The organism is Enhygromyxa salina (genome assembly GCF_002994615.1).
GTDB classification, from domain to species: domain Bacteria; phylum Myxococcota_A; class Polyangia; order Nannocystales; family Nannocystaceae; genus Plesiocystis; species Plesiocystis salina_A.
Genome location: NZ_PVNK01000123.1, coordinates 16,319 through 28,172 on the forward strand (window position 1 = coordinate 16,319; position 11,854 = coordinate 28,172).

9 protein-coding genes are annotated in these 11,854 nt (G+C 67.9%); 2 read left to right on the forward strand and 7 right to left on the reverse strand.

The genetic code is table 11. The annotated features are described in order from the left end of the window. Positions 1–311 precede the first annotated feature (311 nt). The 3 genes from ENSA5_RS12250 to ENSA5_RS35870 all read right to left on the reverse strand — a co-directional run bounded on the left by ENSA5_RS12250 (position 312) and on the right by ENSA5_RS35870 (position 4,044). Complete coding sequence (locus ENSA5_RS12250; protein WP_106391833.1) at positions 312–1,787, reverse strand: multiheme c-type cytochrome; 1,476 nt, start codon at positions 1,785–1,787, stop codon at positions 312–314. Between the two features lie 74 nt (positions 1,788–1,861). Further along, positions 1,862–2,845, reverse strand: coding sequence for a cation diffusion facilitator family transporter (locus tag ENSA5_RS12255; protein WP_106391834.1), 984 nt, complete (start codon positions 2,843–2,845; stop codon positions 1,862–1,864). Further along, a complete protein-coding gene (locus ENSA5_RS35870; RefSeq protein ID WP_146155613.1) occupies positions 2,842–4,044 on the reverse strand; it encodes a hypothetical protein in 1,203 nt (400 codons plus the stop codon). The genes ENSA5_RS12255 and ENSA5_RS35870 overlap by 4 nt, the downstream gene beginning before the upstream one ends. A 369-nt stretch (positions 4,045–4,413) precedes the next feature. On the opposite strand from ENSA5_RS35870, the gene ENSA5_RS12265 reads away from it, so the two are divergent. Further along, positions 4,414–5,250: a hypothetical protein gene (locus ENSA5_RS12265; RefSeq protein WP_106391835.1), complete on the forward strand. Its 837-nt coding sequence runs from the start codon at positions 4,414–4,416 to the stop codon at positions 5,248–5,250. A gap of 3 nt (positions 5,251–5,253) precedes the next feature. After that, positions 5,254–5,682, forward strand: coding sequence for a hypothetical protein (locus tag ENSA5_RS12270; protein ID WP_106391836.1), 429 nt, complete (start codon positions 5,254–5,256; stop codon positions 5,680–5,682). 267 nt (positions 5,683–5,949) lie between these two features. Here ENSA5_RS12270 and ENSA5_RS12275 read toward each other — a convergent pair whose 3' ends face one another. The 4 genes from ENSA5_RS12275 to ENSA5_RS37550 all read right to left on the reverse strand — a co-directional run. Further along, positions 5,950–6,939 carry a hypothetical protein gene (locus tag ENSA5_RS12275; RefSeq protein WP_106391837.1) on the reverse strand — a complete coding sequence of 330 codons (990 nt, stop codon included), beginning with the start codon at positions 6,937–6,939 and terminating at the stop codon, positions 5,950–5,952. Between the two features lie 344 nt (positions 6,940–7,283). Continuing rightward, positions 7,284–8,486 carry an MYXO-CTERM sorting domain-containing protein gene (locus ENSA5_RS12280; RefSeq protein ID WP_146155614.1) on the reverse strand — a complete coding sequence of 401 codons (1,203 nt, stop codon included), beginning with the start codon at positions 8,484–8,486 and terminating at the stop codon, positions 7,284–7,286. A 658-nt stretch (positions 8,487–9,144) separates the two neighbouring features. Continuing rightward, positions 9,145–10,908: an ABC transporter ATP-binding protein gene (locus ENSA5_RS12285; RefSeq protein ID WP_181197684.1), complete on the reverse strand. Its 1,764-nt coding sequence runs from the start codon at positions 10,906–10,908 to the stop codon at positions 9,145–9,147. A gap of 185 nt (positions 10,909–11,093) precedes the next feature. Continuing rightward, the coding region (locus ENSA5_RS37550) for a thrombospondin type 3 repeat-containing protein (RefSeq protein ID WP_219906778.1) at positions 11,094–11,854 on the reverse strand (761 nt) is incomplete at its 5' end.

Genomic DNA, 11,854 nt, shown 5'->3' on the forward strand with positions numbered 1-11,854 from the left:
CGCAGTCGCAGGCGTCCGCGCGCGAGGCAGCTCGGAGCCTCGGTCGCCGCGGCTCGAGCGCGTTCGGGGCGGCCTCGCGCTGCGCTCGGGTGCGGGCGAGACCCGGGCGAACTGGGCTCGGGGTCGATCGAGCGCGCCGCGGCCGAGCTCGCCCTCGGTCCGGGGTGGTCTGGGGCTCGGCGAAGCAAGCTCGGGTCCGGTCGCGGACCGGCTCGGGGCTCGGTGAAGCAAGCTCGGGTCCGGTCGCGGGCCGGCTCGGAGATCGGCGGATCAATCCTGCCAACCTGCCAAGGTCAGCGGCGGAAGAGCGCTCAGTTCAGCGCTGGCGCGCCGCAGCCTGGCGACGAGCTCACGCACGAGCCGTAGTCGACCGCGCCGGTCGAGTCGACGGCGAGCTCGGGGGTCCACTCGAGCACCGCGGGGGCAACATCGAAGGTTGAGGTCGCGTCGAGCACCGCGGGATCGAGATCGCCGCTGGCGACGAGCTCGGCGAGGATCTCGAGGCCGATCGGCCGCAGGCGCACGCGCATGTTGACCCGGGCCGGCATGGCGTCAACGCTGTAGCTGTTGTCGCGCCAGGTCAGCCCGTCGCTGGCGGCGCTGAGCTCATCGGGCGCCAGGAGCAAGTTCGACTCGTAGCTGGCGGCCTTCCAAAAGTCGTGGGTCTCGTTCCCGTCGGCGTCGAAGATCCGATCGCGCAGCAGCATCAGCGCGGGGTCATCGAGCTCGGCGATGGCCTCGTCCTCGCTGACGACGCCCGACGAATAGAGCACCTGGTCGGCGTCGTCGCGGGCGATGAGCTCGACCCAGGCCCGGCGATCTTGGCCTGAGCCGCTCGGCCACGAGTGCCCGGCGCCCTCGTTGTGAAGCCAGACCGTGACCTCTGCGCCCCCGCCCCCGCCCAGGTCTTTGACGCACAGGCTCGCGCACAGCGAGGTCTTGCGCTGCTCGGTGATCTCGGCGAGCTGCTCCGCGCGCAGCTGAGGGCCGAGCTCGGCGTCGGGGAAGTCCGTGACCGCCACGTCGACCCCGACGAAGCTGTGAGCGTGGCGCGAGCGGTCCCCGCGGACGCCGGGGTAGTCGGCGATCGGCCCGGTGCTGCGATCCATGTGGCAGTCGTTGCAGGTGAGGCCGTAGACGGCGGGCCGCTCGGGGTCGTCGGGATCGGGGTCGCCGTAGAAGCTGGCCTGCCACTCGGCGAAGGTCCGCTCGATGTGGGCCCCGTCGGGGGTCACGATGTCGTGGCAGCTCCCGCACACCTGCGACGACGCCATGCGATTGCGGTTGAGCAGATCACTGTTCGCGACACCGTGGACATCGGGCGCGAGCGCGTCGGACAGGCTCCCGCGCATGACCGCGTCCATCGCCAATTGCAGCGGGTTGTTGTGGGTGCCCGAGACCGACTCGACCTGGTGGCAGAAATAACAAGTGACGCCCTGGACCTCCTGCGGGAGCTCGTCGAGGTTGAGGCCGTCCTCGGTCAGGCCGAGGGCGAGGGCGACGGGGGCGTGGCAGCTCACGCAAAAGTCCCCGAGCTCACCTCCAGTCTCGCGCTGGGCCTTGGCGTTCATGGCCCGAAACACCGGGTCCTCGCCGGCGTAGGCGTGCATGCTGCCCAGCCACTCGCGGTGGTGAATCGGGTGACACTCGGCGCAGGTCTCGGGGTCGCGCAGGGCCTCGAGGTCGTAGCTCGGCTCGGGCTCCGGCTCCGGATCGCTGCCGCAGCCCGAGCTCAACGACCCGACGCCGGACAGGACGATCGGGAGCCAGCGCGACGCCGAGGGCATGCAGCGAGGGTGACAGGTTTAACGCGGATCTGCGAGGGCGGTGACCGACCCCGTGCGCGCCTGCGCTCCGCGGCTCAGCAGCGCTGCGGGCAGGGCCGCTCGCCCGCGGGCTCGAGCTGCAGCGTGGTGTGCCCGATCCCGAAGCGCTCGACGAGCTCGCGCTCGATCGAGGGCACGAGCTCGCCCGCGGGGCCGTCGACGACCAGGTGAGCCGTGAGCGCGACCTCGCGGGTCCCGATCGCCCAGACGTGGAGGTCGTGGACCTCGATGACGCCGGGGCGCTCGTCGAGGAAGCTGCGGATGTCGTTGACGTCGATGTGCTTGGGCGCGGCGTCGAGGGCCAGGTCGAGGGCCTCGCGCAGCAGCGACCAGGTCCCGGCGAAGATCACCAGCGCGATGACCAAGCTGACGACCGGGTCGAGCCAGCCCCAGCTGGTGGTGAGCATCAGGGCACCGGTCAGCACCACCCCGGCCGAGACCGCGGCGTCGGCCGCCATGTGGAGGAAGGCGCCGCGCAGGTTGAGGTCCTCGCCGTGGCCGTGGGCGTGCCCGTGACCGTGCTCGTGGCCGTGGCCGTGGCCGTGATCACCGCTGTGCCCGTGGGCGTGGCCATGGCCGCTGCGCAGCAAGATCACCGCCGAGAGCGTGTTGATGACCACACCGACGCCCGCGACGATCATCATGGTCAAGGCCGCGGGCTCCGGGGGCGCGACGAGGCGCCCGATCGTCTCCCAGACCAGGCCGCCGGTCAGGGCGATCAGCAGCAAGGCGTTGGCCAGCGCAGCGAGCACCGTCGACTTGCGCAGGCCGTAGGTGCGCTGGCCGCCGGGCGCGCGGCGGGCCAGCCACGCGGCGCCCCACGCGATCAACAGGCCGAGGACGTCGCCGAGGTTGTGGGCGGCGTCGGCGAGCAGCGCGACCGAGTCGGCCGCGACGCCGTAGCCGAACTCGGCGACCACGTAGCCCGCGTTGAGCAGAACCCCGACGGCGAACGCACGATCGAGCGCGCGCGCGTGCTCGGGGCTGGGGGCGGGCCTGTGGTCGTGGTCGTGGTTCACTGGGGCAAGATTGAATAGACGCCAGCGCCCCACCACGCGTGGGGCGTGTCAGCGACGACCTCGACCTGGCCGCCGACCGGATCGACCTCGAGCACCTCGCCGCCAGAGTTGAAAGCGAAGATCTGGTCTTGCCAGCCCGCGAGGCCGTAGATCGTGGAGTAGCCGACGGTCGTGCCGATCTCGTCGAGGACCATGCCGTTGGTCGGATCCGACTCGACGATCACGTTGCCGTTGTTGACGCCGGGCTTGTTGACCGCGCCGTAGGTGCCGACGTCCTGGATCGAGAACACGTCGCCCGCGGAGGACATGCCGCCGCCGTACTGGCCGATCTGGTTGAGCATGGCCTCCTGGTTTTCGATCGTGATCACGTACCAGTTACCGCTGTTGGCGATGCCGATCAGGGTGTCGTCGCTCTCGTCGATGGTCCCCGGCGGGACCATGGTCAGGCCGTTGAAGCTCGACGGCAGATCACCCAGGTAATAGCACTCCGCGGTGTCGGGGTCGCAGACGAAGATGTCGTTGAAGGTCACGGCGTAGAGCACGCCCCAGCGATCGATCGCAATGTCGGTGACCGAGCCCTGGCTCTGGTCGAAGCTGAACTGGCCGATCTCGACGATCTCGTAGTCGAAGGGGTCCATCGTGAACAGCCGCGAGCTGGTGTGGGCGTACACGACGTTGGCCTCGGCGACGCCGGGGAGATCGGGATCCATCGGGAAGGGGTCGTCGGGATCGGGGAGGCCGTCCATGTCTTGGTCGGGCACGGGGTCGCCGTCGCCGTCGCCGTCGCCGTCGCCGTCGCCGTCGCCGTCGCCGTCGCCGTCGCCCGTGTCGCCGTCGCCGTCGCCCGTGTCGCCGTCTCCGTCGCCGGTGTCGCCGTCGCCGTCTCCCGTGTCGCCGTCTCCGTCGCCGGAGTCGCCGTCGCCGGAGTCGCCGTCGCCGTCGCCGGTGTCGCCGTCGCCGGAATCACCGTCTCCATCGCCGGGGTCGCCGTCGCCGTCGCCGGAGGCCTCCGAGCCCTCCATCCCGTCGCCGTCGCCGTCTCCGTCTCCGTCGCCGGTCTCGGTCGCAGTCTCGCCCGCGTCGTTGACCTCGTCCTGGCCACCGCTGTCATCGGTGCACGCGAGCATCAACGAGACGCTGGCGACGAGAGAGACGATCAGGTGGCGATGGACGGAGGAATGTTGGTCGAGATCACGCATGTTTTGCTTCTCCTAGGTTAGCGACGGCAGACCGCCGGCCGCCCGATCCTACGCCAATCGAGGTCGCCAGAGGGAAAGATCGGGGCGAGCCCACGATCACACCAGCCAAACGACTACCGGCCGCTCCAAGAGCCCGTGGTCCAGCTCCTCGTGCCGTCTCGCACCGGGACTTTCGTCGAGGGTCAGGAGCCAAAACACCGCAGAGGTGGGCCCACTGCAAGTGTTTTGCGACACAGCCCGCGGCGAAGAGGCCAAGCGAGAGCGGCCGGACTTGGGCCAGCGCAGGGCCTGGCCCGAGCGCAGCCTGGCCCGTATGATCCGCAGGTGCGAGCAACACGACCGCTAGCGTTGGCGCTAGCCCTGACCCTGATGCCCACGTGGGTGTTCGCCAAGGGCGGACTCAAACCCGACGACGCGGCGGATCAGCGCGAGCAGATCCAGGCCGGGCTAGCTTCGGATCCCCATCTCGCCATCGCCGAGCTCCGCGCACACGGCGAAGAGCTCGGCGATCCCGAGCTGTTCCTGATTGGCGCCAGGCTCGGGCGCGACGAGGCGAGCTCGAGCCGCGACGCAGACCTGGCGTCGACGGCCGCGGAGCTGGCCCTGATCGCCCACGACATCGGGCGCTACCTGGCCGACGAAACCAACTACAAGGCCACGGACTGGCGCCCGGTCACGTCCGAGCGCGCGGCCGAAGTGGCCGCGGAGGCCGAGGCGATCGCGGACGAGTGCGTGGCGCTGGCCGAAGAGATCGAGGCCGAGCGAGCCGCGGCTGCGGCCGAGGCCGAACGAGCTCGGCTCGCCGAACTCGAAGACAACAACAAGACGCGCAAGCCCGGGACCGGACTGATCGCGGGCGGATCGGTCGCGCTCGTGATCGGCGCGAGCGGACTCGGCATGCTCGGCGCCGGGCTCAGCATGGGCCAGGGGCTTCAGGGCAAGGCGGAGGCCCTGGCCCTGCCCGCCGAGCGCGATCGCCTCGACGAGCTCGATCGTCAGGGCGCCAACGCCAACGCCCTCGCCTACGCGGGCGGGGCCGTGGCCGCGGTCGGGATCGCCGTCGGGGTCGCGCTGGTCGTCGTCGGGGTCAAGAAACGCAAGGCGGCCGGACCGTCGGCCGAGGCCGGGCTCGGGTCGCAGCATCTGCTCGTCGGCGGGTGGCTCAACGACGAGAGCGCTGGCCTGGCGCTGCAGGGGAGGTTCTGAGTCATGCTCTTCGAATTCGTGATGCTCGCCGCCCTGGCCGGCTCGCCCGCTCCCACGCCGACGATCGGTGAGGACTGCGGCGAGCAGGTCTGCCTCTACGCCAGCGACCGCAGCTACAAGCGGGTGATCGGCGACGGGGTCGGCTCGTGGAAGGCCGAGACGCGGCTCAACCGCAACAAGCGCAAGAAAGAGGCCAAGAAGAACCGCAAGCGTAAGGATGTGGCGCTCAATGTGGTCGTCGAGGGGCGCCGCGGGAGCGTGTTCGTCGATGGTCGCTACCTGGCTGCGACAGGGGAGCATGCTCAGCGGGTGCTCAAGCCGGGCAAGCATGAGGTTGAGGTCCGCGATGGTGAGGAGGTGATCACCTTCGGCGTGCTCTCGGTTCCGCGTAAGGTGTCGGCGATTGCGTTGGTTGTCCACGCCGATCGCTGACTCGGCTCGACTGGCTAGGGAGACTGGCCACTCGAAACGAGAAAGAAACAAAAAAATCCGGACGGGGAGTCTTCTGTAGGCATCGGTCTGGTCGGTGTCAGAGTTGGTCCTCCGACCCCACTCGAGTCAGGAACTCGCGCCGCGTTTTGCTCAACGAAGCCCAAAACCAGGCTGCTCCGCCCTTCACCCCCAGCATCAGCGCCGCCGAACCAATACACGCCGGCAGGATGGCTCGCGCGACCCCGCCATTTCTCTATTTTCCACCCGCTACGGCGCCTGCGCGATCACATCAACACCCGCGAAGCGCCGCATCCAGTAAGTCCCCGCTGGAAACACCGCCGGCTCACCCGCGAGCAGCGACGCCCGCGCCGCCGCGTAATCCCGCTCCCACTCCCGATCCCGCGCCACCTCGTTCAAGACCAGCCTCAGGCACGAGGCCGCGTGCTTCGGTGTGATCGTGAACCGCTCCTCGAAGCTCTGCGGCGCACGATTCCAGCGCTGCCGGGCGAGCTTGCGCTGCCCCATGAATCGACGCCCGACCTTGCGCATGTATCGATGAACCTCGAGCTCGCGCTCACGCACCGCGTCCATCAACTTGTCGTAGAACGCGTCGTCATCGAGCTTCGAGAAGATCGCCGGCCGGACCAGAGTCAGCGAGACCTCCTCGGGCATGTCGCCGTCCTCGTCGAAGATCCCATCCGGCCGCTTGAAGGTCCGGGTCTCGCCGAAACGCCAGCCAATCGTGGTGAAGCTCGGCCAGTCGCGCGACCACTTGACGAGCCCGGCCTCGACCGGGTTGGTCAGCGTGTAGACGAGGTCCATCAGCGACTCGTCGTCGGTCGGCCGCTGCGTGTCGCATGGGGCGTCGCCGCTCCAAACGCTGTCAGTGCGTCCGAGCTGGGCGTTGCGACCCCGGGCGACGAGACTGTGCAGGAGCTGCTTGAAGGGCACGAGGTTGGCGTCGGGGTCCGTGAGGTCGTTGTGGTGGTGGTTGGACATCCACAGGCTCGAGTGGACCTGGATGCCGTAGCGCGTCGCCGCGTAGGCGAGGCAGTAGCCGAGGAAGTTGGTGAGCTCGGCAGGCTTGTATCCTGGAGAGAAGAGGAACAGCCGGCCGATGCAGCGCCTGGTGATCTTGTAGCGGCCACCGCGATAGATCGGCCGAGCGCGAACACGCAGGTAGTCGCGGGCGAGGCCGCGGGCTCGGTTTTTCGCCCGACGGGCGGCGCTGGCTTGCTTCTGGGCGGAGGTGGCCACGCGGGGTTCTCGGCCCGCGGCGCCTGGTGTTGCAGGAATTTTGAGAGTTCGTTCGCCGCGTCCCCTCGTTGCCGTGATCTAAAGATCAAAATGACGACTTGGAGTCCGGGCCCCTCGGCGGCCACCGCGCAGAATTGGCCGGGCGCGGACGCGTAGATAGCCGCGGGCGAGGCCGCGGGCTCGGTTTTTCGCCCGACGGGCGGCGCTGGCTTGCTTCTGGGCGGAGGTGGCCACGCAGGGTTCTCGGCCCGCGGCGCCTGGTGTTGCAGGAATTTTGAGAGTTCCTTCGCCGCGTCCCCTCGTTGCCGTGATCTAAAGATCAAAATGACGACTTGGAGTCCGGGTTAGATCAAAATGTGCCTTCGCCGGTACCCCCGGCGCAACCAACCGCCGATCCCAAGCAGCCCAAACACAGCCAACACCGAGTCCCGCGGCCCCGAGCTAACCGAGCAATTACACCCAGCCTCTTCACACGCCGCATTCCCATATTCCCGCCGGTCGTCAGGCAGCGCCGTCCACTCCAGCTCGACGCTAGCGACGACCTCGCCGACCCGCGCCTCGATCGTCGCGCTGTCACTGCGCGGCCGCTTGGGCCGAGCGCTGCACACATCGCCGACCGAAAGCCTTTCGCCCGTGGGCATCAGCGAGAGATGGCCTCGCGTCAGCGTCCACTCGACCTCGGGCCCCAGCACCCGCCTGCCCTCGGCGTCGCGGGCGATCGCCACGACATGCTGCGGCGTCCCCCACTCGCGCTCGCGGTCGTCCTCGCGGCGATACGCAGCGACGAGCTCGAGCTGCGTAATCTCCTCGACCGCGACCGAGCGGACCGGCGGCAGCTGAAACTCGTAGCCGGCGATCTCCACCGTCGGCTCGAGTTCGAGACCCTCGGGCACCAGGGGCACGTGATCCTCGTCGTCCTCGGCCACGGTAGCGAGCTCAGGATCCGCGATCACCTGTGCGCTCGAGTAGCGGACCTCGACGCGCTCGCCAAGCGCCGGCTGGGTCAACACGGGCGCCGCACCAAACGGGCGCCCGACGGTGACCAGCAGCTCGTCGAGCGGAGCGCCGAACTCGTCCGGGAACGCCCCCGCCGGGCCCGGATCGGTCCAATCGATTTGAACCCAGGCATCGGCCTCGGGGATCCAGCGCGCGGTCACATCGGCGGGATCGACACCGATGATTGCGTAGCGATCCGGCCCAAGCTCCGCGAGGACGTCCGTGTTGGCGGGGCACGCGACCGACGGCTCGATCAGCTCGACCGCGCCCTCACCGGCCGCGCTCACCAGAAACTCGAAGGGCTCGGGCTCCGCGACGACGCCGCTACCATCTTGGCCGACGCACAAGATGCCGCCTTGGTCCTCGTCGATTTCGCCCTCGACCGCCACGTTCATGACCGAAAGGACGAACTCAGTCCCGACCAGGACCCGGCGGCTCTCGTCGCCGAGCAGATCGTAGAGATCCGGCTGAACCCAATACTGACCGTTGTCGCTGAGCTCCCTGCCGTCGCAATTATTGCCACAGGCACTGAGCGCCACGGCCAAGGTCAAGGGAGCAACTCGAGCGAGTCTGCGAGGGTTCGGCATGGGCCGAGGATAGTACGAGCAAGCCAAGACGCCATTTCAGGGTTACCCGCTACTCGCTGGGATTGTCACCCAGTCAGGTCTCGACCTCGGCAGTCTGATCATCGTCGCCCATCCCTCGGTCCCCGTGAGCGCGAGCCGGCGAGCGCGCACGCCGACGAAGCGGACCCTCGCCACAGGACTCCGAGTCCGGTTCTCCAAATTCCTTGAGGATCAAAACCACGACTTCGAGTCGCAGTACCGAGTGATCCAAAGATCAAAATGGGGACTCCGAGTCCGGTTCTCCTCTCGAGTCTGAGGATCAAAACCACGACTTCGAGTCGCAGTACCGAGTGATCCAAAGATCAAAATGGGGACTCGGAGTCCGGTTCTCCGATGCTTGTACCGAGTGATCCAAAGATCAAAATGGGGACTCCGAGTCCGGTTCTCCGCAGGTTCTCCAGTACCGAGTGATCTAAAGATCAAAATGGGGACTCCGAGTCCGGTTCTCCGGTTCTCCAGTACCGAGTGATCCAAAGATCAAAATGGGGACTCCGAGTCCGGTTCTCCGGTTCTCCCCCGAGTCCCCCCCCTCCCCAGTGATCCAAAGATCAAAATGAGGACTCCGAGCCCCTCAGACTCGACATCAGCTCGCCGCGCGATCGGGCTCGAGCGCAGCCTGCCGCGCAACCAACCGCGAGTAAGCCCCCCCCCTACCCATCAGCTCAGCATGAGTCCCCGACTCCACGATCGCCCCATGATCAAGCACAACAATCCGATCCGCATCCCGGATCGTGCTCAACCGATGAGCAATCACCAAGGTCGTGCGCCCCTCCTGCAACCGCTCGAGCGCAGCCTGAACCAGGTGCTCGCTCTCGCTATCGAGCGCCGAGGTCGCCTCATCGAGCAGCAAGACCTTGGGGTCACGGAGGATCGCCCGAGCGATCGCCAGCCGCTGGCGCTGCCCGCCGCTGAGCTTGACCCCGCGCTCACCGATGATCGTGTCATACCCGTCGGGGAATTCACGGACAAAGCCGTCGGCGTTGGCGGCCTGGGCGGCGGCCTCGATCTCCTCGTCACTCGCGTCGAGCCGACCGTAGCGAACGTTGTCGCGGATCGAGCCCGAGAACAGCACCGGATCCTGGGAGACCTCGGCCATGGCCCCACGCAGCGAGGCGAGCTCGAGCTCGCGTAGGTCGTGGCCGTCAAAGGTCACGCGGCCCTGCTGCGGGTCCCAAAAGCGCAGCAGCAACCGACCGACGGTCGTCTTGCCCGAGCCGCTCGACCCGACCAGCGCGCAGACCTGGCCAGGCGCGATGCGAAGATCAAAGTCCCGGATGACCTCGAGGTCGCGGTCGCCGTACGCAAAGGTCACGCCCTCAAAGCCGATCTCGCCGCGCGGCTCGGCGAGCGCGATGGCGTCGGGCGCGTCCTGGATCTCGGGCTCGCTGTCGAGGATCTCGAACAGCCGGGCGGTCGCGCCAAGGGCCTGGTTGTAGCTGCCGACGACCCCCGCGAGGCTGCCGACGGCGCCCGCGACCGCGAGGGTGTACATGAAGAACTTGCCGAGCTCGTCGGGCGCGATGCGACCGTCGATGACCATGTGGCCGCCGAGCCAGAAGATCCCCGCGACCGCCCCGAAGGCGAGGAAGCTCGACACCGACATGAACCAACTGCGCGCGCGGATCTGCTTGACGAACAGCTTGAACGCGCGCTCGATGCCCTGGCCATAGTTGCCGGCCTCGTGGTCCTCGCGGGTGAAGGACTGCACGGTGTCGACCGCCGATAGCCCCTCTTGCAGCTGGCCCGAGGCCTGGGCGAGCTGATCTTGGGCCTGGCGCGCGAGCTTGCGAATGATCCGGCCCCACAAGTTGGCCGCGATGACTAGCGGCGGGACCACGAGCAGCACGGTGCCGGTCAGCTTGGGGCTGACGACCAGCAGCATTGTAACGCCGCCGATCAAAGTCAGGATGTTGCGCAGCGCGAGGCTGAGGTCCTGACCGATCACGCTCTGGAGCCGGGTCGCGTCGTCGGACTGGCGCGAGAGCAGCTCGCCGGTCCGGTTGTCGTGGAAGTAGCGCTGGGTCATCCTCAGCAGGTGACGGTGGACCTCGAGGCGCAGGTCCGCGACGACCCGCTCGCCGAGCCAGCTCATGAGGTAGTGGCGGATGAACACGAACACCGAGCCGATCCCAAAGGTGGTGATCAGGATCAGCGTGTTCTTGTTGAGCGAGGCCGTGCTCTGCTCGGCGAACGCGTCGCCGAGCAGCTCGCCAAAGTACCAGGGGTAGACCAGCCCGAGCCCGGCGCCGACGAGCAGCGAGACGATCGCGATCACCAGGCGAGCGCGGTAGGGCCGGGTGTAGCGAAACAAGCGGACCAGCCGACGCCACGGCTTCTCCTTGTCCACCTTCGCGTGTTCCTCGATCTTCCCCCCACCGGAGCTGGGGGATTGCGCGCGTTTCTCGGCCGACATCCGGGGCAGCCTACATCTAGTTGCGGGCCAAGCTGACCCCTCGAGGGCATCGGGGCGTGTGGATCAACAACATCGAGCGCCCTCTGCGCAACCTGCTCGACCTGGCCCCTTTCCCCCGGTCAGGGCGCCAGGGTCAGTGAGCCCACGAGGCCCCGGAGCTCCAGCATGATCTCGAGCTGGAGGGGCATCTCGACCATGAAGGTGTCCTCGGCGATGACGAAGTCGGGATCGGCCCACGCCAGCGTGGCCACCGCGCCCGCCATGGTGATGTTGCCCGTGAAGATCGGCAGCGCGCCCTCGAGGTAAAGACCAGAGTCCATCGGCTCGTCGCCATTGAGCGAGGACGTGAGGATCGCGTCCGCGTTGACCGGGTGCGGGACGTCGGAGTCCCCCGCGATCGTCCCGTTGTCGTGCATCATCAGGCTGTGGGCGATCGCCGCCGGGTACGGCGCGCCAGCGTTGTTGATCACGAACTGGGTCAGCGACACCGTGGCCGGGACCACGAGCATGCACTGCTGCTCGACGATGTCCGCGATCTCCAGGCTCGTGATCTCGATCCTCGCGACCTCCGCGTCGTCGTCGAGCTGAACCATGACCTGGCCGCTGAGGACCTCGAGCGCCAGCGGGATCTGGCAGTTGCCGCCGAAGCCGGCGTCGGCATTGGCCGTGGTGTTGAGATTACCCCCGACCTTGTTGAAGACGAGCACGTCGCACACATTGCCGGTGCCATCGCCGTCGAAATCGAGCTGGTTGGGGTTGGCAAGGTTGGGGCAATTGTCGGACTCGTCGGACACGCCATCCATGTCGCTGTCGGGGCCACCGGAGTCGCCATCTTGGTCCCCCGTGTCGTCATCGCCATCCCCATCCCCATCCCCATCCC

Bases quoted from the DNA above. Each gene is read 5' to 3' on its own strand.
- ENSA5_RS12265 (WP_106391835.1), top strand. From the start codon at position 4,414: ATGCCCACGTGGGTGTTCGCCAAGGGCGGACTCAAACCCGACGACGCG.
- ENSA5_RS12250 (WP_106391833.1), bottom strand. From the start codon at position 1,787: ATGCCCTCGGCGTCGCGCTGGCTCCCGATCGTCCTGTCCGGCGTCGGG.
- ENSA5_RS12270 (WP_106391836.1), top strand. From the start codon at position 5,254: ATGCTCTTCGAATTCGTGATGCTCGCCGCCCTGGCCGGCTCGCCCGCT.
- ENSA5_RS35870 (WP_146155613.1), bottom strand. From the start codon at position 4,044: ATGCGTGATCTCGACCAACATTCCTCCGTCCATCGCCACCTGATCGTC.